Annotated in this window: 20 protein-coding genes; all 20 read right to left on the bottom strand. The window is 43.6% G+C overall.

Going from position 1 to position 24024, the window contains the following annotated elements; translation table 11 throughout:
• Positions 1-14: 14 nt before the first annotated feature.
• The 20 genes from ABVF09_RS17910 to ABVF09_RS17815 all read right to left on the bottom strand — a co-directional run bounded on the left by ABVF09_RS17910 (position 15) and on the right by ABVF09_RS17815 (position 23686).
• Positions 15-1295, bottom strand: a complete 1281-nt coding sequence (locus ABVF09_RS17910; protein ID WP_153463163.1) for a TRAP transporter large permease — start codon at positions 1293-1295, stop codon at positions 15-17.
• A complete protein-coding gene (locus ABVF09_RS17905; RefSeq protein WP_371069775.1) occupies positions 1292-1786 on the bottom strand; it encodes a TRAP transporter small permease in 495 nt (164 codons plus the stop codon). The genes ABVF09_RS17910 and ABVF09_RS17905 overlap by 4 nt, the downstream gene beginning before the upstream one ends.
• A 318-nt stretch (positions 1787-2104) precedes the next feature.
• Complete coding sequence (locus tag ABVF09_RS17900) at positions 2105-3115, bottom strand: TRAP transporter substrate-binding protein (protein WP_026772246.1); 1011 nt, start codon at positions 3113-3115, stop codon at positions 2105-2107.
• 1 nt (position 3116) lies between these two features.
• The gene (locus ABVF09_RS17895) at positions 3117-4124 is read right to left on the bottom strand and encodes a substrate-binding domain-containing protein (RefSeq protein WP_371069792.1); all 1008 of its coding nucleotides are present in this window, start codon (positions 4122-4124) and stop codon (positions 3117-3119) included.
• Between the two features lie 1081 nt (positions 4125-5205).
• Positions 5206-6180, bottom strand: a complete 975-nt coding sequence (locus ABVF09_RS17890; protein ID WP_026571002.1) for an ABC transporter ATP-binding protein — start codon at positions 6178-6180, stop codon at positions 5206-5208.
• Positions 6173-7159 carry an ABC transporter ATP-binding protein gene (locus tag ABVF09_RS17885; RefSeq protein WP_371069774.1) on the bottom strand — a complete coding sequence of 329 codons (987 nt, stop codon included), beginning with the start codon at positions 7157-7159 and terminating at the stop codon, positions 6173-6175. Before ABVF09_RS17885 ends, ABVF09_RS17890 begins: the two co-directional genes overlap by 8 nt.
• A complete protein-coding gene (locus ABVF09_RS17880) occupies positions 7156-8364 on the bottom strand; it encodes an anhydro-N-acetylmuramic acid kinase (RefSeq protein ID WP_371069773.1) in 1209 nt (402 codons plus the stop codon). The genes ABVF09_RS17885 and ABVF09_RS17880 overlap by 4 nt, the downstream gene beginning before the upstream one ends.
• The gene (murQ, locus tag ABVF09_RS17875; RefSeq protein ID WP_371069772.1) at positions 8364-9281 is read right to left on the bottom strand and encodes an N-acetylmuramic acid 6-phosphate etherase; all 918 of its coding nucleotides are present in this window, start codon (positions 9279-9281) and stop codon (positions 8364-8366) included. The genes ABVF09_RS17880 and murQ overlap by 1 nt, the downstream gene beginning before the upstream one ends.
• Positions 9282-9300: 19 nt before the next feature.
• On the bottom strand, positions 9301-10128 hold the full coding sequence (locus ABVF09_RS17870; RefSeq protein WP_153463149.1) for an ABC transporter permease: 828 nt from the start codon (positions 10126-10128) through the stop codon (positions 9301-9303).
• A gap of 34 nt (positions 10129-10162) precedes the next feature.
• A complete protein-coding gene (locus tag ABVF09_RS17865) occupies positions 10163-11107 on the bottom strand; it encodes an ABC transporter permease (RefSeq protein ID WP_153463147.1) in 945 nt (314 codons plus the stop codon).
• 54 nt (positions 11108-11161) lie between these two features.
• Positions 11162-12721 carry an ABC transporter substrate-binding protein gene (locus tag ABVF09_RS17860; RefSeq protein WP_235162506.1) on the bottom strand — a complete coding sequence of 520 codons (1560 nt, stop codon included), beginning with the start codon at positions 12719-12721 and terminating at the stop codon, positions 11162-11164.
• A 1-nt stretch (position 12722) separates the two neighbouring features.
• Positions 12723-13796: a serine hydrolase domain-containing protein gene (locus ABVF09_RS17855; protein WP_371069771.1), complete on the bottom strand. Its 1074-nt coding sequence runs from the start codon at positions 13794-13796 to the stop codon at positions 12723-12725.
• A 19-nt stretch (positions 13797-13815) separates the two neighbouring features.
• Positions 13816-14661 carry a MurR/RpiR family transcriptional regulator gene (locus tag ABVF09_RS17850; RefSeq protein ID WP_371069770.1) on the bottom strand — a complete coding sequence of 282 codons (846 nt, stop codon included), beginning with the start codon at positions 14659-14661 and terminating at the stop codon, positions 13816-13818.
• A gap of 667 nt (positions 14662-15328) precedes the next feature.
• Complete coding sequence (locus ABVF09_RS17845) at positions 15329-16321, bottom strand: Gfo/Idh/MocA family protein (RefSeq protein WP_371069769.1); 993 nt, start codon at positions 16319-16321, stop codon at positions 15329-15331.
• Between the two features lie 56 nt (positions 16322-16377).
• Positions 16378-17148, bottom strand: a complete 771-nt coding sequence (locus ABVF09_RS17840) for a carbohydrate ABC transporter permease (RefSeq protein ID WP_371069791.1) — start codon at positions 17146-17148, stop codon at positions 16378-16380.
• A 50-nt stretch (positions 17149-17198) separates the two neighbouring features.
• The gene (locus ABVF09_RS17835; protein WP_051382208.1) at positions 17199-18197 is read right to left on the bottom strand and encodes a carbohydrate ABC transporter permease; all 999 of its coding nucleotides are present in this window, start codon (positions 18195-18197) and stop codon (positions 17199-17201) included.
• Between the two features lie 168 nt (positions 18198-18365).
• Positions 18366-19658 carry an ABC transporter substrate-binding protein gene (locus ABVF09_RS17830; RefSeq protein WP_035427076.1) on the bottom strand — a complete coding sequence of 431 codons (1293 nt, stop codon included), beginning with the start codon at positions 19656-19658 and terminating at the stop codon, positions 18366-18368.
• Positions 19659-19807: 149 nt separating this feature from the next.
• Complete coding sequence (locus ABVF09_RS17825; protein ID WP_371069768.1) at positions 19808-21235, bottom strand: response regulator; 1428 nt, start codon at positions 21233-21235, stop codon at positions 19808-19810.
• Entirely contained in the window at positions 21210-22691 is a 1482-nt protein-coding gene (locus ABVF09_RS17820) for a sensor histidine kinase (RefSeq protein ID WP_026571014.1), read from the bottom strand. Before ABVF09_RS17820 ends, ABVF09_RS17825 begins: the two co-directional genes overlap by 26 nt.
• Positions 22688-23686: a sugar-binding protein gene (locus tag ABVF09_RS17815; RefSeq protein ID WP_026772238.1), complete on the bottom strand. Its 999-nt coding sequence runs from the start codon at positions 23684-23686 to the stop codon at positions 22688-22690. The genes ABVF09_RS17820 and ABVF09_RS17815 overlap by 4 nt, the downstream gene beginning before the upstream one ends.
• Positions 23687-24024 lie beyond the last annotated feature (338 nt).

The raw sequence follows: 24024 nt of genomic DNA, 5'->3' as shown, positions 1-24024 counted from the left end.
TTTTCATTTTCTATTTAGATGTCAAACATGGTCGGCAGCCACATGAAAACAGCCGGCACAAATGCGATAAGCAAAATCACTATTAGTATGATGCCGATATAGGGCAATACGGCACGGAATGATTTGCCGATTTGAAGTTTGGCAATCTGGCTTGCCAGTAAAAGGCACAGACCGTACGGCGGTGTTACCAATCCGATTGCCAGGCACATCATGATCACGACGCCGATGTGGATTGGGTCTACTCCTAGGTTCAAAGCAGTCGGCAGAACGATCGGTACGAACAAAATGATAGCCGGAACTGTGTCCAGAATCATGCCGATCAACAGGAACAGGATGATGACAGCGACAATGAACAACCATTTGTACGGCATGTACTGGGTGAAGAAATTGCCGATGACTACCGGCAGATTGTAATAGCTGATCAAGCGGCCTAATGCACTGGCAGCTGCCAACGCAAACAATGTCAGCGAGCTTAGTTTCAATGTGTCATACAAAATAGGCATCAAATCTTTTATCTTGATGGTCCGATAAAAGAAGAAAGATAGAATAAACGCATAGATACAAGCGATTACCGCTGCCTCTGTCGGTGTAACGATACCTGCGACGATTCCGCCTAAAATAATGATCGGTGTCAGAAGGGGCGGCAGACTTTTCAGCCCTTCTTTAAGAATCTCGCCGACTTTCATCCGTTGATGACTAGGATAACCATGCTTTTTGGCGACAAAATTCACATAAATCATCTGCGCGATTCCGATGGCAAGCCCCGGGATGATACCGGCCATAAACATTTTTCCGACTGACACATTGGCAATGCTTCCGTAGATCACCATTGGAATACTAGGCGGGATGATCATTCCCATGGTCGAAGAAGCGGCTGTTACCGCGACTGATGTTTCTTTGCTGTATTTTTCACGGAGCATGTTGGGGATCAAAATTTTTCCGACTCCCGCCGTATCGGCCGTCGATGCTCCGGAAATGCCCCCGAAAAACATGGAAACCACGATGTTCGCCTGCGCCAATCCGCCTTTGATATGCCCGACGAGCGACACGGCGAATTTGATCAGCATATCGGAGATTTTTCCTTGGTTCATGATGTTGGCTGCAAGGATGAATAACGGAACAGCCAGCAAAATAAAGGAGTCAAGGCCGGAAAACATCCTTTGCACGACCGTTGTCATCGGAATGGTATCAAGCATGGCAATGCCCACGTAAGCGGTTACTGCAATGACGAATGCGATCGGCAAACCGATAATCAGCAAAATGGCGAACAATAGAACAAGTAAAAGGCCTGTCATGCTTGATACCCCCCTTTATCTTTACGGTATTTCACAATTTCATCGATAAGGCTTTCTAATGCGTAAATCATGAAAGTTACCCCGGTGATTGGCAGAATCAGCCACATATAGCCTTGTTTCAGTTGCGGCATGCTGTTGACCGTCCAACCCCAGAACTGCTGACTGATTTCATAGCCATCGGTTACCATGACATAGCCGAACCAGATCAGAATCAGTTGAATCACGATTTGCAAAACCAGTAGTGGCATCCCTTTCAGCTTATCCAGCAAAATGGTCAGCTTGAAGTGTTCCTTCTCACGCAAGGTGATTGCCGCTCCGAAGAACACCATCCATATGAAGGAATACGTTGCAATCGTCGATGCCCAAAATACAGTAATCCCCGGGATATAACGGGATGCTACCTGCAAAACCACACACACGATAAAAACGATGAAAAAGATAGCGGCCAATACCAATTGAACCTTCGCTAAGCCATTGATTAATTTCTTCACACATAACACCCCTCAATCTAAAAACCAACCCGCCAAGCACCACTACCGGGGTCAGTCCCCATGAGGGTGAAAATCCCGTCATAATAGCATTCCGCTTCTATTTCAGGCGCGAATCCGATGAAATGGGGTCAGACCCCGGAAGTTTCGTTTCGTCAGAGTTCAAATGCTGGTTCCGGGGTCTGTCCCCTTCCCTGCATGTTGGTTGTCCCCCGACAACTTTCATGCGGGGCGGCGGGTGTTTGGTTTTTTATTTATGCTGTTTACTGCTTATCCCCTTTGTTTGCTCGTTTGGATTATATACTCAACATATTTGGTGTCTTATTTCAATTCTTGAACTTTTTGATACAAGTCTTCCATTCCCAGCTTTTTGACTGCATCTTTTCTGATTTGTTCGGTGGCATCGATGAACGGTTGCTTATCCACCTCGTTGACTTTTACCCCTTGTTCTTCCATTGCTTTCAAGGATTCTTCCGCCAATTTATCATCTGCTTCAAGTGCAGCTTTCGTTGCCTCTTTTGCCGCTTTGTCAAAGGCGGCTTTTTGTTCGTCATTTAACTGGTCGTAAACTCTGTCTGCTGTAAAGAATAGGCGGGTGGTGAAATCATGTTCAGTTTCCGAAATATAATCCGCCAGCTCATAATGGCTTGCCTGGTAAATATTCGTAAAGTCATTTTCCGCTGCGTCGATTACTTTGTTTTGCAGTGCCTGATACATTTCATTCCACGCGACGTTAGCCGGTTGGGCGCCAAACGCTTTCCAAGTATCCTGAACAACTGGAGAGTTTTGCACACGAACCTTTACACCTTTTAGATCTTCAGGCTTTTCGACAGGTTTGAAACCATAGTAATTGCGGACACCAGCAGACCAGTAACCAAGCATCTTGAAAGAGGTGTTTTCTTCGATTCTATTGAAAATGGTTTCTCCTACTTCTCCATCGACAACTTTTTTCCAATGGTCCCGGCTTTCAAACAAATAAGGAAGGGCGAAGAAGTCCACATCCTGCACCGCTTGTGTCATAAAGCCTGGAGAAGCAACAACCAAATCGACGGATCCGGACTCCAGATTTTGCACCAATTCATCTTCGTTCCCGCCCAAAGCGCCGTCTGTATGAATTTCAACAGTTACATCGCCATCCGTTTCCGATTCGATCACTTCCTTGAATTTTTCAAAACCGGTGGCAAAGGCACTATCTGAATTCAATTGCGTAGCTGCAATCAAGTTAACGCTTCCATTTTCAGCAGCATTGCTATTTTCCGTATCCCCTCCACCGCAAGCAGTCATAACGGATAAAATGAGTGCAGAAAAAATAACTCCCAATCGTTTTTTCATATTATAAAACCCCTTTGTCTAATAATTTGGTTTCACTCGATTCCCTTATATTGATGGTGGCCTCGAACACATACTTTTTATCTTCCACCTGTTTGTGGTCGATCATATCCATCAGCAGGCTCGCTGCTTTTTGACCCATTTCGTAGAATGGTTGATTGATAGTAGTAATGGGCGGCTCATGCAATTCTGCCAAATGCACCTCATCAAATACCATCACCGCCAGTTCTTCCGGTACTTGGATATGCTCCTGCTTGATAAACTTCACGAGCTCCATCAAAACGAGGTCACTGGCTGCCAAAATAGCTGTAGGAGGCTGTGCCAGTTCCATCATCTGTCGGCAAACATCCTGCACATCCTTCATTTTTACGTGGTGTAGGTAGTCGTCCTCTATCGGAAGCTTCGCCTTTGCCAATGCTTGCTTATACCCTTGTACCCTTTCGATTCGCGTGCTTACCTTCAACGGTGCGGTGATTAGGGAAATCCGCTTGTGGCCAGCTTCAATCCAATGATTGATCGCCTGCTTGGTAACCTTTTGGTTGTCAACGATGACGGCCGGTATTTCCAACCCTTCGATGTATCGATCGAGAAAAACAACCGGAATATTGCGGTCTTTCAAACTCTGGTAAAGCTCCCGGTTATGATTGGTCGGAACGACTATCAAACCGTCTATCTGCTTGGCAAGCAGCATTTCCACATATTTTTGTTCTTTCTCCGGGTCATCATCAGCGTTGCAGATAATCGTATGGTATTCGAAATTGTAGCAATAGTCTTCGATCGATCGGCTGACAACGGTCGAATACCGGTGCAAAATATTAGAAATGATCACCCCTATGGTAAGCGTTTTCTTTTGTTTCAAACTTCTTGCCACTGTATTCGGATGGAAGCCGAGTTCTTCAATGGCTTCGGCGACTTTCTTCTTTGTTTTTTCCCCCATATAATGATATCGCTTGTTGACATACTGGGATACCGTGCTTGGTGACACGCCAGCTTTTCGCGCGACATCCTTTATCGTAACTGTTTTTATAGCCTTGCCCCCCTCTCCCTTACTTCCACCTTTTTAAAAGATAGAGTAAAAGATTAGCAACCGTTTAGTAAAACGGTTTAGTAAATCGATTTAGTATGAGTATAATGTAAACGCATTCAATTTGCAACCCATAAATTAAGCAGATAGCTAAATTTGTCGAAAGAAGGCGAATCAGTCAACCGTCCTTCCGCCCAACTGCCACCCCGGCTTATATTTTTTACACCCGGTAAAATTTTTTCGGAAAATCTCTTCGTCGCTTGCAAAGGATACAGTGGAATCACTGCTCACACCCCATTCATGAATGTGATTTTATGTTAAAATGACAGTGATGTTTGTATATCAGGAACATAAAGATTCCAAGGGGGAGAGAAAAATGAAAGTTACGCTTGAGACACTACGGTTTATCCTCCTGTTTTTCATTCTCTCGATGATACTTGGCGGAATTGCATCCTTACTTTTTCCATATTCCAGTGTAAATACAGTCCAATATGCTGTATCGTTCGTTGTCATGGTCACCCTTTTTTTCTTTTATAGAAAAATGGGCTGGGGAAGGGTATTTAACAAAAAAATTCTCCTCACTTCCATAGTGTTGGTTTTTCTCTTGTCTTTTTTCATTCCAGACATGGCTCCTACCCTTGTGTCTTCATCCAAATATGCTTATTCGTATGGTTTTCCCTTTCCTTTTTTAACTTTATATGTAGAAGATGGATCTGCTTTCTTCCTTCCAAATCTGTTTGCAAAGGACGTTACTGGCTGGAGTGCCGGGGTTGAGATTGTTGGAAACTTTTTGCTGTACTATTTTTTCTTACATTTCCTGTTTAATAAATCCAACCATCAGGCAAATGGATTGGAAAGAAAACGGGGTAAAAAAGCATCATCATAAGTAAGAGCCGGAAACGCAATTACTTATGATGATGCTATTATTTAATCCTTCTTTTAAGTATGTTTCCACCATCAACCGATATGCTGGCGGATCCAGAAGTATTACAGCATAGAGATTTCTTTTAAAATTCCGGGTACATACGAAGGGATCCTTTAGCGATAAAACTTCCGGCAAACATAATCATTATTCATAAAGGTGACAAGCAACCCAATGGTTCGGCTCTTTTTCAAAAAAAGCAGGCTTTTCCACCGCACATCTTTCATGGGCTTTTGGACATCTCAAATGAAACGGACAACCAGCAGGCGGGTTGGCAGGGTCAGGCACATCACCTTTTAAAATGATTCTTTCCTTTTTGATCGTTGGATCATGTGATGGTATAGCGGAAAGAAGGGATTGCGTGTAAGGGTGTAGTGGGTTGCTATACATATCTTCCGTATCCGAAAGTTCCATCATTTGGCCCAAATACATAACACCTACTCGGTCGCTGATATGTTTCACCACGTTTAAATCATGGGAAATAAATATATAGGTGAGTTTCAGGTCTCTTTGCAACTCGATTAAAAGGTTTAAAATCTGTGCCTGAATCGAAACATCAAGTGCTGATACGGCTTCATCTAAAATAACGAGCTGTGGATTAAGTATCAAAGCACGGGCAATGCTGATCCGCTGGCGTTGTCCCCCGCTGAACTCATGTGGATGCCTGTTTATTTGTTCTTTCGATAGTCCTACTCTTTCAGCAATTTCTACTACCTTTTGTTCCGCTTCCTTTTTATTTGCGATTCCATGTGTGAGCAACGGTTCCAAAAGCAATTTTTTCACAGTCATTCTCGGGTTCAGCGAGCTGTATGGATCCTGAAAAATAAGCTGCAAATCCTTCCTCACTTTTCTGAATTCCCTTTTTGAATAATCTAATAGATTTACCCCTTTAAAAAAAACTTCCCCCTCACTTGGCTCTAAAATTCTTAAAATAGAACGGCCAGTAGTAGATTTACCGCAACCACTTTCCCCCACTAAAGCAAAAGTTTCCTGTTCTTGGACGTCAAAACTTATATCATTCACAGCTTTCACATGATTTTTCGTCCTTTTAAATACTCCCTCTTTTATGGGAAAATACTTTTTTAAATGTTTCACTTCCAGCACTGCTTGTTGATCAGCCATTGACCACTTCCTCCTCCCCATAAAGCCAACATTTACTTCTATGATCTGCTTCAATAGAAAACAAAGGCGGCGCTTGATTGCGACATATTTCCATTGCATGGGGACACCTGGAAGCAAAACGACATCCTCCTGTCAGTTGCTTCGGTGTTGGCACGTTGCCTGGTATGGAATATAATTTATTCGATTTATCCCCTAGTGATTTTACCGATTCAAGTAAACCTACTGTATAGGGGTGAGTAGGATTTTTAAATAATGTGGCTACATCGGCTTCTTCGACAATTTCCCCTGAGTACATCACCGCAACCCGTTCACATGTTTCCGCTATGACGCCCAGGTCATGTGTGATCATTAAAATCGAGGTATCATAGGTATCGGTCAGTTCATTCATCAAGTCAAGAATTTGCGCCTGAATGGTGACATCGAGGGCGGTCGTCGGTTCATCCGCAATAAGGAGCTTTGGATTACAAATTAAAGCAATGGCAATCATGATCCTTTGTCTCATGCCGCCAGACAATTGATGAGGATATTCTTTCATCAATTGATGCGGTTTGGGAATCCCCACTTTTTCCAACATTTCTACAGCCAACTGTTTCATTTGCTTTTTGTTATAACTTCCGTGAAATTTCAGTACTTCCATTATTTGATGCTCTATAGGATAAAGAGGATCCAAAGCAGTCATCGGTTCCTGAAATATCATCGAGATTTCGTTTCCTCTGATATTCAAAAAATCTTTTTTTGAGAGGTTTGTCAAATCTGTTTCACCATTGAATATAATATCCCCGCTACTCATAGTCAGAGCATCGGGAAGCAGGTTCATAATGGAAAGAGAAGTCAGACTCTTTCCACTTCCAGATTCACCGACGATGCCATACTTTTGCCTTTTTTCAATGGTAAGGTTGATGTTATTTATCACATTGAATCTTTCACGGTCTGCATGCAAATCTATTGAAAGATTTTTTATTTCAAGCAACGAACTCAATGTAAATTCCCCCTCAAAACGTTCAAGCGTTGAAATGCTTGCTGCCGAGTATGCGAGATTTTCCCCATGATAACTGGATTGTCAGCTCCGGTGGCAGAAGGAATCTGGTTGGACTGTCCAATAAGACAGTGGTAGCCAAGAATGGCAAAGGCAATCGCTTCCTTCAAATCGCTGGAAAGTTGAAAATCCTCATGCTTGTAAACTGTTTGATTCGGAAGGTATCGATGTAACTGTTCCATTAAAAACGGATTATAGCTTCCTCCTCCTCCTATCACGACGTCATCAATAGAATTACAAGAGGATTCGATAAAAGACGAATAGCTTTGGGCTATTGTCTTTGCAGTCCAGGCGGTCACAGTGGCCACTCTGTCTTCAAAAGACAAATCTGCGGAATCTCTCATAAAAGTGTCTACGAATGAACTACCAAAAAGTTCACGACCGGTAGTTTTAGGAGGCTTCATCGCAAAGTATGGATGCTCCATCAATTTATTCAATAGCTTTTTATTCGCTTCTCCCCTGTAAGCTATTCTTCCATCCTTGTCATAAGCTTGTTTTCCTTCGGTTAATCTATAAACAACTTCATCGATCACCATATTCCCCGGGCCTGTGTCAAAAGACATTATCTGATCCTTTTTTGCGTTTTTCGGTATGTAGGTGACATTGCCTATGCCGCCGATATTTTGAATGGCCCTGGAACGATCAGGATTGTTGAAAAGAATATAATCAACAAAAGATACCAACGGAGCTCCCTGTCCACCTGCAGACATATCCGCTGTCCGAAAATCTCCTACAGCCGTTATCCCCGTCATTTCTGATAACATCGACAGATCCCCTATTTGCAATGTGCCCGGCACATCCATTCTATTTTCTCCACCCACCGGTTTATGAAAAATGGTTTGGCCATGTGAACTGACAAACAGGACCTCTTCTTTGCCTATGTCCGCTTTATCCAATAGTTCGTTGACGATCATTCCCAATTCTCTACCCAGGAACATATTCATCGAACAGATTTTTTCCAATGTTGCTTTTTCGGGATTACACAACTCTTTTATCGCGGTCCTTACATCTGATTCGTATTCATGGGTCAATGACTCTATTACGTTTACTTTTGTGTGGATGGAACTACCTTCTATTTCAATCAATACAGCGTCTATTCCGTCAAGGGAAGTACCTGACATCAAGCCGATCCCTAACTGTTTATCCACTAATCCACCTCCCGTCTAGCTGAATTGATCGCCTTTGCTACAAACCCAGCGTTTTCTTCCAGATACTTTCGGGAAATGCTTCTGCTAACGTTTGCCTCATGCATGACAAGGGCTTCTTTAATGTTCCATTCTGATTCAGACAGCTTGGAATAGGCGACAGATTCGCTTACTGAGGTCAACTTGCTCAAAATCCGGCATGCTCTTCTTCTTAGTTTTTCATTAGACGCCTGCAGATCCACCATATAGTTTTGATAGACCTTTCCGAGTTTTATCATAGTCGTTGTACTTAACATGTTCAGTACCATTTTTTGCGCCGTTCCTGCTTTCATTCTAGTAGACCCTGTCACTACCTCGGGACCAGTGACAGTTTCAATTGCAACATCCGCATAATCGGAAATAACGGAGCCAGGATTGCACGAAATGCTGACAGTACCAGCATCCATTATCCCCGCATACTTCAATGCTCCTACTACATAAGGAGTAGAGCCGCTTGCCGCGATTCCGACAACCACATCAGCTGAACACAGTTTCTCATCCACCAAATCTTCCGCGGCTTGATTTTCGTTATCTTCCACACCCTCAAGGGAGTGTACAAGCGCATAATTTCCCCCTGCAATCAATCCCCTCACTAAATCGGACGGAGTGTTATACGTCGGAGGACACTCAGAGGCATCTAGTACTCCCAACCTGCCGCTTGTCCCTGCCCCGACATAAAATAAACGTCCGCCATTTTTCATACTTGCGACAATTAAATCCACAGCTTTATGAATATTTGGTATTTGTTTTTTTACGGCCGAAGCAACTGAGCTATCTTCTTCATTGATGAGCGTCAATATTTCCTCCGTACCCATTTCATCTATCTTTCGGCTTGAATAATTCGTCTCTTCGGTAACAAGCTGTCTTTTTTTTACGTCCATCCCAAACGCTCCTCATGTACTATTTCATTTTCGGATCCAGAATGTCCCTTAAACTATCTCCAAAAAGATTAAAGCAAAAGATCGTGAATACAATGGCGCCTGCCGGGAACAAGATTGTCCAAGGGGCGAATTCCATATATGTCCTGCTCGCATCAAGCATTACCCCCCACGAGGGATTCGGCGGCTGGATGCCCAAACCTAAAAAGCTCAGGGCGGCTTCAGTGAGTATTGCTCCGGACAAAGCCAGTGTGATTTGCACAATGAAAGGAGCAAGTATATTAGGGGTTATATGTTTAAGTATTATATTTATCGGATTCACGCCGATCGCCACGGCACTTGTGATATACTCATTTTCCTTCACAGCGATAACTGCCGCCCTGACTGTCCGGGTGAATACGGGAGTAAAAACAATCCCTATGGCTATCATGGTGTTCGTCAAGCTGGGACCCAAAACAGCAACTATAGCCAATGCCAGTAAAATATCCGGGAAAGCAAAAAAGACATCCATGATCCTCATGATTACCTGATCGACTTTGCCTTGAAAATACCCGCTAATCAAACCGAATATCAAGCCGCATCCGGCTCCGATGCCTACAGCAATGATTCCCACCTTTAAAGATACTTGCGTCCCATATACAATTCGTGAAAATATATCGCGTCCAAATTCATCAGTCCCAAATATAAACTGTCTGCTCGGTCCTTCCATTGTATGTTCTGTGAACATCTGCTCCGGACTATAGGGGGCGATAAAGGGCGACAGTAGTCCGATCAATATGACAATGAAGATACCCAGGAAACCTATTAAACCAACCTTATCTTTTCTCAATCTTTCAAAAAAACTTTTCATTTCATCACTCTTTTCCCTGAATCTTTCCACTAACTTATTTGTACGTTATTCTTGGATCCAGATAGGAATAAAGAAGATCAACCAACAAATTGATCAATACAAAAACAAAGGCAATAAAAAGAACAGCACCCTGTACAACTGTAAAATCCCTTTGCGTAATAGCGGTGAGGACAAGTTGGCCTAACCCTGGAAGCGAAAAGATTTGCTCAATGATGACTGTTCCGCCCAATAGTGTTCCGATTTGCATCCCTATGATTGTAAGAATCGGAATCATCGCATTCCGCAGGGCGTGTTGAAAGATCACTACTCTTTCCCGTGCGCCCTTTGCTCTAATAGTACGGATAAAATCCTGCCGCAAAACCTCCAGGATAGAAGAACGGGTCATGCGCATGACAGCTCCTGCCATTGCAGTTCCCAATACAATCGACGGGAGGATCATGATTTGCAAATTGGTGGCAGGATCTGCAAAAAAACCGACATAACCAACTGGCGGACTGTAAGAAAAGAACAAAGCGAGGACGAGAATTAAAACAGTGGCTAATGCAAAGTTAGGGACAGACACACCTAGCAAAGATATAAGCCTCACTCCAAAGTCTGCTTTGGAGTTTCTCTTTATAGCAGCGATTATTCCTAACGGGATAGCGATAACCCAGGAAATGACCGCCGAAATAAGGGTTAACTCAAAAGTTAATTTAAATCGATTCAGAATATCCGGCAAAACTTCCTTACCTGTTCTCATTGATTCTCCAAAGTCCCCTGTAAGAACACCTGCCATCCATTCAAAATATTGTTGATAGATAGGCAGATTCAACCCGAAATCCTCTCGCAGTTGTCTAAGTGATTCAGGGGTGGCATCTGTACCGAGAATGGTCATGGCCACATCTCCTGGTACGATTCTCATGATCACAAAGATAAAAACAGAAACCCCGAACAATACTGGAACAAGCATTAATAAACGTCTCACTATATATGCATACATCTAGTCACCCTCAATGCCAAGAGAATAGGAAGGGCTGACAAGCAGCCCGGAAAATCATTTTTTGTAAACCTCCACAATTTCTTCCCCGTTATGCGGGTAAGGTGTAAAACCTTCTACACTGTCTCTGACTGCTACGTAATTCATTGGAGAAACCAGGAATAAGTTAGGTGATAAATTAATTATTTGTTCCTGAGCCTGCGCATAAATTTCCTTGCGTTCTGTTTTATCTAAGGTCTTCCTTCCTTTTTCTACTAAATTATCATAATCCTCATTTGAAAAATTCCATACATTTGCAGAACCTTCGGTATTAAAAAAGTAGTTTAACGAACGATCTGGATCAGTCCCAGAACCATTTCGCCCAACAAGAACATCTGCAGAGGTATTGGACCATGTGTCAATATACTCTCCCCATTCAATTTGGTTGATCTCTGCTTGAACTCCTATCTCTTTCCACTGTTGTTGTAAAAGTTGAGCCGTATCGACCATGTCTGGGTAAGTTGATGCCGTTGTGATGACAGTCTTGAACCCATCTGGATAACCCGCTTCCGCTAGAAGCTCTTTGGCCTTATCCAGATTCCTCTGGTAAAGTTCTTCCTTCGAAACATCTATTGCCCAATCTCCCATGGAAGGAGCGACAGGACCAGAAACCACTGCATCGCCATCCCAGACTATTTCTGCAATGCTTTGGCGGTCAGTTGCCAGACTTAATGCCTGACGGACTTTTTCATTGTTAAATGGCTCTTTATCGACGTTGAAACCGACATAACTGTATTCCAAGGACTGATAATCCATAATATTCACACCATCTTGATCCTGCAGCAATGATGCAGACTTGGCAGATAATGTCGTCAAATCCACTTCACCCGTACGGATAGCTGACAGTCTCGATGATTCTTCTTTCATCGTGTTATAAACGACTTCATCCAATTTCGGTTGATCATCAATGTAATAATCTTCATTTTTGACTAAGGTGACATGATTGTCCGGAACCCATTCTTCCAATTTAAACGGCCCGGTTCCAACAGCCGTTTGTTGCAAGTCTTCATTCTCTTCCACAACTTCTTTAGGTACCACGACGGCACTGGCATTTGTCAAGTAAGAAAGAAAGGTGGCATCAGGCTCACTTAAGGTAAACTTGACAGTATAGTCATCTTCCGCCTCGACTTTTTCAACATTGGAAAAATACGACGCGATATGAGAAGCGGTTTCTTCATTCAAAATTCGCTCGAAGCTATACACCACATCATCGGCGTTCATTTCACGTCCATTGTGGAACTTTACGCCTTCCACCAGATGAAAAACATAGGAGGTATCATCAGGTTGTTCCCAATCTGTTGCCAATTGCCCTTTCACTTCCATATTTTCATCAAAAGTAAGTAGCCCCTCGTAAATTTGCGAATAAATTCTTATAGATGAATGTGCCGGTGTCTTGTGCGGATCCAACCCTGCCGGCTCTTGGTCATTCGCTATGTTTAAGACTTGTTCTTCGGCATTCTCGCCTTTTGCCTCCCCACCGTTCTCTTCTCCCCCGGTCTCATCAGAAGAACACCCGGCAACGATTAGTGAAATAAAAAGGAACAAACATGGCAGCCACTTTCTTCTTTTTCCCATCATTTTATAAATCCCCCTTTAATTTTTCATATCTCTTAAGTACTGTTTCAAATATTTCTTTTCTAAAAGGATTGATATTTTTCGGTTTTTCAACATGAAGACGGTTTGTAAGAATTCCCACGGTCAACTTTTTTTCAGGTACAACCCAAATAGAAGTTCCTGTGAATCCCGTATGCCCCGCACCTTCAGGAAATACACCACCCGTTTCCCAGCCGAGCCCGCGATTGTGTGCTTGCCGATCAAGACTGTGATCAATCAGTTGCTTCCTTATCAATTGCTTCCCTTTATAACTTCCTCCTTTCACATATAAATCACCTAATTTCATTAAATCTTTTATATTAGAAAACAAACCAGCGTGACCTGACTTTCCAGAAAAGAAATAATAGGCATTTCCATCATTCACATCCCCGGATATCGGATGATGAAGTGACCGCCAATCTTCAAACCGTAAATTCCTTTCTTCACACATTCTCATCTCTGTTCTATTTCCAAATTCTGTAGCAGCAATTTCAGCGTGCTCTGACGGCTGGTAAGTCAGGGAGGACAACTCTAATGGTTTTCCTATCTGCTGGTATACAATTGTTTCTAAATCTTCGTGAAACTGCTCTTTAACTACTTCACCCAATAACATGAAGTTTAAATCACTATAAATTACTTCGTCACTGCTTCTCTCTACTAAATCTATTTCCTCAAGTACTTCAAAAAAATTATCGTTGGGTAAATTGGTGTAAAAAGGATGCCACGCTTTCAATCCAGAAGTGTGCGTTAGTAATTGGTTAATTGTTATATTCGCTAATGTGGAATTTCTTGATGTAATCGGAAGGCAATGTTTTAACGGTGTTGAAAGAAAAATCTTCTTTTTCGTTATTAATTGCAGGATTATCGTTGTGGTGAAAATTTTAGTGATACTGGCTAAATCAAAAATGGTGTGTGGTTTCGTATCCAAATTTTTTACAAGGTCGGCTTTCCCGTAAGCTTTAAGAAACACCGTTTCCCCATCAATGGATATAGAACAAACTCCTCCAGAAAAGAATTCACATTGGAGAAAACGCTCAAATATCCGATCGATTTCGTCCATGGGCGTCCCCCCCTTAAAATCAAAATCTGCTCTGAATAACATTTCTTGTCTTATCCAGAAAACCTATAGATTCTTGATAGTTTTTAGAAGCTAATCCAGTAAATAATATGTCGACAATATTAAGTTGGGCGATTCTTGAAGCAGTTGCCCCACTTCTAATGCTTTGTTCTAGATTGGAAGCAAATAAATTAACGTTTGATAAGCCTTGCACCTCGTTATTTCCATAACTGGTGATAGAAATAACAGAGGCTTTATTTTGGCGGGCTATTTTTATCGTATCGACGATTTCTTTGGTTTCTCCTGAATAGGAAACAGCAAGAACTACATCTTCTTTGGTGAGGTGAACAGCGGAAGTGAGTTGGGCATGACTGTCAGTCAGTGCTTCACACCATTTGTTGATCCTTTTGCATTTTTGTTCAAAGTCCTGCGCCACGATGGCCGAAGCCCCTACACCAATTACTAAGATTTTTCTTGCGTTTTCCATCAGTGTAACCGCAGCTTCCATGGAATTCTCATTCAGGACAGATAAGGTGTCTTCTATTGATTGGAGATTATTACTTGATACAACTTCGATGATTTCCTTGATGCTTGCAGAAGTAGAGATGTCTTGATATCTCTCTGGCTGTGCCTCTCTTTTATTGACAGATGCCGAAATGCTTAACTTTAATTCCCGAAATCCTTTAAACTGGAGGGACCTGCACATACGGATAATGGTAGCTTCACTAGCTTCGCACTCCTTGGATAATTGAGCGATCGGCATCGCAAGTATCTTGTCAGGATCTTTTAATATGTACTGGGCCACCTTTCTTTCTGAGGGCTTCAAAGTTGTTAATCCTTGCCTTATTCTTTCCAATCCATCATTCATCCGTAATCCTCCATTAACACTCATTGAAATCATGAAGTTTTATTACATTAAATCGTTATTTCTGTGTAGTTAAACTACATTTTAACGGATGATCCATCAGGGGTCAACTTATTTTTACAATTTTCTTAAAATTTGAGCTTTTTATTTCAGAAACCCACGTTCCGCGACAGGAGTTTCTGAAAAAATCAAAAAAAGACTGTCAAAGTTTGTTGTTGACACCAGTCGGTGGATGCTTATCACGGGCATGGGATCACCCCGGAATCACAGAAGCCCATCTAAAAAGAGAGATTTACTTGTGGGATGAAGGGGTGCAAAAGGCTGGGCCGTCAATCATCCAGGGATTTAAATCCATAAAAGAAAAGCTCTACGATACGGTGGTTCCTGAAAAGCAATGAGCTTATAGAGATTTATACGATCGGAAGGATAAATTTCGTCCTGGCAATGGACGAAAAATGTTTCGAGGTCCGTTTCATCGGTGGAGCCCAAAAAGGCATCAAGCAGAACATATGAAACGAATGTCAAACTAATGGAGGAATAGAGGGACAAACCTCTTGAAATCAGACGGAAAGCGGTCTGTATGGAAATTAAAATTCCACACAGACCGCTTTATAAAATTCTGCCTATCATAGAGCTGCAGTTTTCATTGGAAGCTTCGACAGGATGTTTTTCACATCCGCACTGCTTTCCCAGTCGCAATCGACTTATAGCAGGCATCTATTGTTCTGATATTGTTCAGCATTTTTTCTTCTGTATACAGCACAGCCTTGTCTTCCAAAACAGCCTCGGAAAAATGCTCGACTTGCAGTTTGTACTGATCCCCTTCCACACGCATTTCGACCGTTTCTCCATCCGACTTCGTTACCCGCAACAAACCGGCACCGTCTGAATTTTTGTCGGGACGATAGGCGTTCTGCACCTCGATTTTCCCGGTAGATCCCACTACTTCATAACCGTTTACCGGCAATTGGTCGAAGCTGCAATCGAACACCGCTTCCACCCCGCTCGCAAAGGAAAGGGTACCGGCTACAGTTGTATCGACATGGGCAGTGTTTTGCTTGGCATGAGCATATACTTGAGTCGGTTCTTCCTGCAAAATCTCCCGAATGGAATGGAGGCAATAACAGCCGACATCATATATCGATCCACCGCCCAACTCCTTGTTCAGTCTGATGTTTTGCGGGTCATTCTGCAGCAGGAAGGAAAAGCTGGCCCTTATCAAGGAAATTTCGCCAATCTCTCCTTCCCTGATCAAGTCTCTGACTTTTTCGTGCAATGGGTGAAATTGATACATGAAAGCTTCCATAAACTTGACGCCATAATCTTTACATACTGCCAGCATCTCCTGCAGTTCTGTTTCATTCAAAGCTGCTGGCTTCTCACACAGAACGTGTTTGCCATGTTTGGCCGCTTCAATCACCCACTGCTTATGAAGACTGTTGGGAAGAGGGATATAGACTGCATCAATTTCCGGGTCATCCAATAACTGCCCGTAACTTGTATAAGATTTGTTGATTCCTAGTTCTTCCGCGGCCCGCTTGGCTTTATCCCCTCGGCTGGCAATAGCGGCAGCTTCAGCATTGATCGAGCGCTCAATCGCCGGGATCAACTGCTTCTTTCCAATACTCGCTGTACTGAGTATTCCCCAATTCACTTTCTTCACGTTTATCCGCCTCTCTTTCATTTGCTTCCGGTTCTATCTAGCTGTCTACTACTAGTTTAGCCTTTTACAGATCCGGCAAGCAAGCCGCGGACAAAGTATTTCCCGAGTAAAATATAAACCAGAAGCGTCGGCAGTGCAGCCAGCAACGCGCCAGCCATCTGTACGTTCCATTGGACGATTTGGCTTCCGGACAAGTTCTGCAAAGCCACCATGACTGGCTGGCTGTCCGAGTTGGTAATGGTCACGGCAAACAAAAACTCGTTCCAGATATTGGTGAACTGCCATATCGCCACGACGACAAATCCGGTAATCGACAACGGAATGATGATATGCCGGAAGATCCCAAGGAAATTGGCCCCATCGATTTTCGCCGCTTCCAGCATGGTATCCGGAATATTGGCGTAAAAGTTACGGAACATCAAGGTGGTGATCGGCAATCCATAAACCACGTGGGTCAGAACGAGCCCGGCAATGGAATTGTACATCTCAATATTACGTAAAAACTGTATAAGCGGAATCAGGATGCTTTGATAAGGAATGAACATCCCGAACAAAATGACTGTGAAAATCAGTTCCGATCCTTTGAATTTCCACTTAGACAACACATATCCATTCATTGCACCAAGTAAAGCAGACAATAACGTCGCCGGAATCACCAAGTACACACTGTTCATGAAATTCGGTGCTAGTTCCGAGAATGCATGGGAATAGCTGCTGAAGTCAATCGTGGAAGGCAATGCCCACATATTCGCTAACGACACCTCATCCAATGGCTTCAAGCTGGTGACGAGGATAACGTAAACCGGCGTCAGGAAAAGGACGGCCATCACAATTAAGATGAAATACTTGATTGTTTTCCATACGTTGAATGTAGCCATTATCCATCACTCCTTCTGTTGGCCAGTAAGTAAGGGACGATAAACACCGCTACCAGAAGCAGCATGATAATTGCGATTGCCGCACCATTGGCATAGTAATTGCCCCGGAAGGTCGTTTCGAACATATACACACCTGGAACGTCGGTGACAAAGTTCGCACCAGAACCAGTCATCGCATATATCAGATCGAATATTTTCAACGAGATGTGCGCCATGATGATGATGACACTTACCGTGATCGGCATCAGCATCGGTAAAATAACCTTTTTGTAAATCTGAAATTCAGAAGCGCCGTCCATCCTGGCAGCTTCCCGCAATTCGTCCGGAATACCGCGCAAACCTGCAAGGTACATCGCCAGCGAAAATCCGGTCATTTGCCAGACAGCGGCTATCACGACCGCTATAATGGCAACAGGAAGTCCGAATTCGATACTGCCCCATTCAAACCCCGCGAGTATATTCGTATCTGTATACCATTTTGGCTGGATTCCGAACAGTGCCAAAAACTGATTGTAGCCAGTCGATGGATTGAGCAGCCATTGCCATACAACCCCGGTAACAACGAAAGATAAGGCCATCGGAAACAAAAAGATGTTCCGGAAAAGGGACTCCCCCTTCAGTTTCTGGTCGATCAGGATGGATAAACCAAGCCCCATCACAATAACCAGTCCGATAAAAAGAATCGTGAAAAACACTGTGTTTCGCAAATCCGCCTGGAAGCGGTAGTCATTGAATAAATAAATGTAGTTTTTTAATCCTGCAAAAGAAAAATCCGGGACAAGTGTATTCCAGTTACTTACGGAAACCCAGCCGGTCCAGCCAATGAAACCATAGACGAAGATAAGCACCAATATGAATGAGGGGGCCAAAAACCCTAGGGCCACCCACTGGTCACCGGAGATTTTCTTTTTTGGTTTCTTTTCTTTCTGCGCTGCCGGCTGTTGCCGGTGGTTTTCCGGGTATTCCTGTTCCTGTCTGTCAACTGCTTGTTCTGCCATGTCATCAACCTCCTGTCAGAGGGTAGAGTCTCAATCAGGAAAGAGGCTGACCCGTCACGACGGAGCCGTACTCTTCACCGCCAGGCCTGCTGGCAATGGAGAGAAGCTTGAACCATTGTTTCGGAGTCAGCCGCTTTTTGATTAATGTTGCATTACCCTTTTTAATTCTTACAATTCAGATGCCGCGTTTTTCAGCGTATTGATCAAGTTATCGACGTCAAGTTGTGTGACGAAGATATTCACCGCCTGGTTCGCTTTGGTCACGAAGCCTTCTGCAGCTGCGGAACCATGCGCCAGGCTCGGCGTCAAGTTGGATTCATTAAAGTCTTTCATGGCATCCTTGCCGTATTCGTCATATTTTGATTCATCCGCATCAACACGTGCCGGAATGGAGCCTTTCAGCGGATTGAACGCATCCTGGCCTTCAACAGACCCAAGAACACTCAAGAATTCTTTCACTTCATCCGGATTTTCCACACCCTTAGGCAAACCGAAAGTGTCCGTGATTACCATGAAGTCGCCGTCTGTTTCCGGGAATGCAAAGTAACCGAAGTCTTTGTTGGTTTCCAAATCAAGATCGTTAGAGAAATATCCTTTGGCCCAGTCTCCCATGTTGATCATTGCAGCTTCGCCGTCACCGACCAACTGTGCTGCATCCTGCCAGTTACGGGATGCGTGGTCTTCGTTTACATAGCCAAGAACCGTCTTGAATTTCTCAGCTGCTGCCACGACACGATCATCATCGAATGCAATGTCGCCCGCCCACAGGCTCTTGTAATCATCAGGTCCAAGCTCTCCAAGAAGGATGTTTTCAAAAATCTGTGTAGCTGTCCAAGCCTCTTTGTCACCGAGAGCAAGCGGAGTCACACCCGCATCCTGCAATTTGTCGGCTACAGCAATGAATTCGTCGTAAGTAGTAGGTACTTCCAATCCGTTATCTTCGAATACTTGCTTATTGTAGAAAATCACATTGCCGCGATGGATATTGACAGGGACAGAGTAAATATTGCCGTCCTTGCTCACCATGTCGATCAAGTCTTGAGGAAATTTATCCATCCAGCCTTGTTCCTCATAGAAATCATTCAAAGGTTCCATTTTATCGGCTGCCACCCAGCCTTCATTCAGCTCAGCTCCACCGTGAACCTGGAAAGTGGATGGTGGATCGTCCCCTTGCATCCGTGTAGCCAGAACCGCTTTTGCGTTTGTTCCCGCTCCACCGGCAACAGCTGCATTGTCCACGGTAATGTCAGGATGCTCTTGTTCAAACAGGTCGATCAGCGCCAACAGTCCGTCTTCTTCACCGGCTCCTGTCCACCAGCTAAAGATTTCCACTGTTCCTTCTCCGCCACCGCCTGATTCAGCTGATTCTCCAGAATCGCCGCCATCTGAAGCGTCGGCATCCTCTCCTCCATCAGAAGATGAATCAGAACTACAAGCTGCAATTACAAGTGCCATAACCATTAATAAAAGAATTCCTAACAGCTTTTTCACTTCTAAATCCCCCTTTTCTTCGACTCGTAAAGCGTTTTCAGTTAACGCTTACATTATCATTATAAAGAGGACTCCCGCAAAAAAGGGAGCCGATTTTCTGTAATTTTTTATGATTTTCTTCACTTTTTTAAGATTTCTTTCTGATACTGCTTCGGTGACAGCGAAAAATACTTTTTAAACACCCTGCTGAAGTAGTTTGGGTCCTTGTAACCAATCATGAAACATATCTCCTTCAAAGTGTATTGCTGCGAGCGCAAGAACTCTTTTGCTTTTTTCAACCGGACGTGGGTCAAATAATCGATGAATGTTTCTCCAGTCGAGACTTTGAATAAATTCGAAAAATAATTAGCGCTTAATTCAGCATGCTCCGCGACATCCTCCAGACTGATCGGTTCATGAAAATGGTCATGGATATATTTTTTCGCCCGTTCCATTTTGTCCTGCGACTGATAGTGATGCTGGACATTCAAGCTGGCGAGTTTCAAGTAGTCGGTCCATCCTTGATAATCACCCTCCGGAGGAAGTCCGGTATCTGGAGGCTGGATGCCTCGTTGCTGCAATTCCTGTTTCACATGAAAGTATAACTCATGGAGCATTTCCACGCTGTCTTCTTTCTCCCTCCACCATTCGGAAAAAAAGTGGATGGCATTCGCGTGATTTCCACTAGCCACTTCTAACAAAATATCCTCCAGGAAATTGTTGCTTCGCCCCTGTTCTGCAGGGGGAAATCCAAAATTGCTGTTGCCGATTTGCTCAAGGTGTTTGACAGCCTGCATTGCCTGATGATAAGCGTTAGGCAACTCCTCCAATTTAGCAGTCGGGTATCCTGCCCCTATGAAAGCCTGGGGACCCAGCTGCATTTGCAACTTCCGCGCCAGCTTCAATACGGCTGCCTTATCCTTCCCCGTCCTCGAAAGCACGACAATGATCAGCTGGTCATCTTCCATCCGGTAAATATAGTCATCCTCTCCAAAATAGTCGGTCCAAGCTTCTGCATCTTTTTCTTCTAGCTGCGGATATTTTAGGGCAAGGAAATAGGCGGACTGCAACCCCGGAAACAAGTTTTCCTGCAGTTCGAACGTATCGGTGCCCACTTCATATTTCATCAGCTTTGTCAAAAACAACTCTCTGGCAATCAAACTCGAATGTCGATGCTCCTCCATCCTTGCCGCATCTTCCATCACTTCTTTTTTCACTCGGAGGACCGCCCGTATCGTTTCCTCTTTTTTACTCGGCTTCAAAATATATTCCTTCACTCCCATTTTCATCGCCTGCTTGGCATAATCGAATGAATCATAGGCAGATACTAAGATGAATTTGATATTGGGATCCCTTTGATGGATGGATTCTATCGCTTCCAGTCCGTTGATACCCGGCATTTTTATATCCATCAGAATTATCTGAGGCGCTAAATTTTCTGCCATCTCAATCGCTATCCTGCCGTTTGCAGCCTCTCCCACTACCGTCAAGTCAGAAAAGTTATCTTCGAGGAATTTGCGCATCGCCTTCCGTTCCAGCAGCTCATCTTCCGCTATTAGTACTCTCATTGTTTCCTCCCTCCTGATCACCGGTTTCCGGCAGGGTGAACTGCTTTGGCAGTAACAGTTGGATTTGTGTCCCTTTGCCTGGCTGTGACTCTATTTCGATAACATGCTCGGTTCGATAAAATAACTGCAGCCTGCGAATCACATTGCTTACTCCCAATCCGGTGGAATGTCCGATATGGTCTTCCGCCTTATCCCTGGTGACATTAAGAATGCTGGCAACTTTTTCCCCGGTCATCCCCTTGCCGTTGTCGCTGATTTCTACAATGACTGCTCTTTCCTCCTTATAGACGAACAGCTTGATTTCGCCGCCTTCCTCCTGTTCCTCCACCCCGTGGATAAAAGCATTTTCGACCAGCGGCTGCAAGGTCAGACGCGGAATCGGAAAGTCGAGGCAAGTTTCATCTACTTCTACTGCAAACCGGATTCTTTCCGTAAACCGTGTTTTCTGAATCGTCAAATATTCTTTCACAGCCCGCACTTCTTCCCGAAGCGTCACAAATTTTTCGATATCCCCTAGACTGTAGCGAAGCAGTGCGGCTGTCGAATCGATTAAATTGGAAGTCGATTTGGCTTCCTCCAAGTATGCCATTTTGGAAATGGTATTCAAGGTGTTGAACAAGAAGTGAGGATTGACTTGGTTTTGCAGATGTTTCAATTCCAGTTCCTTCATCAATCGTTCCTGTTCGGATTGATCTTTAATTTCTTTGATCAGTTCCCGAATGTTGGCCCGCATCTGGTTGAAGGAACTGCCAAGCAATTTCAATTCATCATTCGAACGCACATCGACAGGTTCTCCATCAAAATCGCCGCGGGACACCTCCCGGGCTGCCCTTGTCAACGTTTGAATCGGCTTGTTGATACCATTGGAAAACCAAATGGCAAAAAAGACAGCAAGCATGACTGTTGTCGTGAATACAAAGAAGGTAAACCAGCGAAATGCTTCATTACGGTCTTGTAAGTCCTGATAGAGTGTTTGGTACTCGGTCAATTCCAAGTCGATCAAATGCAGGGTGGTTTCCTGAATATAAGAAGCAGTACTTTCGGTTTCTTTCAAATGGGCTGTGTACCTTTCGATGTCATCGCGAAGGACAAAGCCGGTGGTGATTTCACTTTCATAGATGATGTTATCGATCAGGTTGATATAGTTTTTCGTCTGGATTTGTTCCTCACTGCTCAACATATCCTGAAGCTGTTTTTCTTCCTGTTTCATAATACGCCTGGATTGGTAATAGGCGGCTTGATTTTCTTCTGACTGTTCCATCACATATGCCTTGGTATTTTCATATAGCTTGTTGGCGGATTGAGAGATAGAATTCAATAACAAAAATCGCTCAAAGCTGGAATGATATGAATTGGTCAACGTGTTGGAACTGACGTAAATAGAAATCGATACAATATTGAAAAGAATGACAAAAACAAAAAAGTAAAAGATCAATTTCGATCGGATCGATTTCATGAGCCCTCACCCTTCCGGATGATTTCCCCATTGTTGATATCTTTTGCCCGGATGATTCCGGTCCCGGTATATTGCATCGGCTCTATCTTCCTGCCATGCTGCAGGTCGACCATTCGATTGACTGCCTGCTTCCCCATTTCCGTCGGGTATTGCGTGACCGTGGCTGCAATCTTCCCCTGGTCGATCATTTCCAACGTTTGCGGCAAAATGTCGAAGCTCAGCACGTATGGCGTTTGGTCTAGATGGATTTCCTCTATGCCTTGCACGATCCCCAATCCATCCAACGCACTCATTCCGACTAAGGCATTGATTTGGGGATGCTGTTTCAATAAAGAATAAGTAGCTTCGGCTGCACCGATTTCAGTGATGTTGGACTCCAGTACATCGACCAGTTCGATTCTATCTGATTCTGCGATAGCTTCCTTGAATCCCTGCAGGCGTTCTTGCTGGTTCAAAGCATCATACATTCCGATAACAGCGCCGACCTTGATTTCACCTTCAGTATCTTTAATGACAGCCTGTCCGGCCGAAAAACCGGCCTTGTAATTGTCGGTTCCGACATATAACTGCCGCTCACTTTGCGGGACATCGGTATCTACCGTGATGACTTCAATACCCCGTTCGACCGCTTTATGTACGAGCGCCTTGAAACGTTCTCCCGGCATCCCCTGGGTGATGATTCCATCCACTTTCGAGGAAATCATCCTGTCAAAGGTTTGCAGCTTCTCTTCATTATCGCTTTTTCGCGGACCGATATATTCTAAATAAACATTATGCTTGGCCGCTTCTTCTTTTGCTCCATTCTCAATCTGCCGCCAATAGTCATTGCCGACCTCCTCGGTGATGAGGGCAAAATGATAATCATAGAGTTGCTGGGAGGAAATTTGCTTTTCAACATAAAATGTTTCCTTGCCATAGTAAAGCATTAGAAAAAAACTGGTTGAAAATAAAGCAAGCACGATCGTGAACAATATACTTTTCGGCAAATTTTTCATTGTCTTCCCCCTGTCCCAATCGATGTAAGCGGTTAACCAAAAGAACAGAATCGCCTATTGCTGTTTCTTGATTATCTCATTCAGCATAAATTTTTGCCAGTCCCTTCTAGTAGTCTACTAGGCTGATTGTATGGGATTTTTGCTTTTATGCAAAAGATTTAATGATAAACTGTGAACTGTTTTCTCTTGCCGACTAATGCCTCTATGCTAAATGTGCTGGTATCCTTTTTTATAATATAGATTCACGCCAAGTGACCAAAGCAAAAACCGAACGCTGATTCGGAATCACCCCAATCGAAATCGTCCGGTTTTTAACTGAGTTATTTTATTTATGGCTC

It is taken from the genome of Sediminibacillus sp. JSM 1682029, from assembly GCF_041366435.1.
In the GTDB taxonomy this organism is placed as follows: Bacteria; Bacillota; Bacilli; order Bacillales; family Amphibacillaceae; genus Sediminibacillus; species Sediminibacillus terrae.
This window is presented reverse-complemented; position numbering and strand designations above follow the sequence as displayed.

Coding starts and splice junctions, on each gene's coding strand:
- ABVF09_RS17910 (WP_153463163.1), bottom strand. CDS start 1,295: ATGACAGGCCTTTTACTTGTTCTATTGTTCGCCATTTTGCTGATTATC.
- ABVF09_RS17900 (WP_026772246.1), bottom strand. CDS start 3,115: ATGAAAAAACGATTGGGAGTTATTTTTTCTGCACTCATTTTATCCGTT.
- ABVF09_RS17890 (WP_026571002.1), bottom strand. CDS start 6,180: ATGGCTGATCAACAAGCAGTGCTGGAAGTGAAACATTTAAAAAAGTAT.
- murQ (WP_371069772.1), bottom strand. CDS start 9,281: ATGGACGTAAAAAAAAGACAGCTTGTTACCGAAGAGACGAATTATTCA.
- ABVF09_RS17870 (WP_153463149.1), bottom strand. CDS start 10,128: ATGAAAAGTTTTTTTGAAAGATTGAGAAAAGATAAGGTTGGTTTAATA.
- ABVF09_RS17865 (WP_153463147.1), bottom strand. CDS start 11,107: ATGTATGCATATATAGTGAGACGTTTATTAATGCTTGTTCCAGTATTG.
- ABVF09_RS17860 (WP_235162506.1), bottom strand. CDS start 12,721: ATGATGGGAAAAAGAAGAAAGTGGCTGCCATGTTTGTTCCTTTTTATT.
- ABVF09_RS17855 (WP_371069771.1), bottom strand. CDS start 13,796: ATGGACGAAATCGATCGGATATTTGAGCGTTTTCTCCAATGTGAATTC.
- ABVF09_RS17850 (WP_371069770.1), bottom strand. CDS start 14,661: ATGAATGATGGATTGGAAAGAATAAGGCAAGGATTAACAACTTTGAAG.
- ABVF09_RS17840 (WP_371069791.1), bottom strand. CDS start 17,148: ATGGCCGTCCTTTTCCTGACGCCGGTTTACGTTATCCTCGTCACCAGC.
- ABVF09_RS17835 (WP_051382208.1), bottom strand. CDS start 18,197: ATGGCAGAACAAGCAGTTGACAGACAGGAACAGGAATACCCGGAAAAC.
- ABVF09_RS17830 (WP_035427076.1), bottom strand. CDS start 19,658: ATGGTTATGGCACTTGTAATTGCAGCTTGTAGTTCTGATTCATCTTCT.
- ABVF09_RS17825 (WP_371069768.1), bottom strand. CDS start 21,235: ATGAGAGTACTAATAGCGGAAGATGAGCTGCTGGAACGGAAGGCGATG.
- ABVF09_RS17820 (WP_026571014.1), bottom strand. CDS start 22,691: ATGAAATCGATCCGATCGAAATTGATCTTTTACTTTTTTGTTTTTGTC.
- ABVF09_RS17815 (WP_026772238.1), bottom strand. CDS start 23,686: ATGAAAAATTTGCCGAAAAGTATATTGTTCACGATCGTGCTTGCTTTA.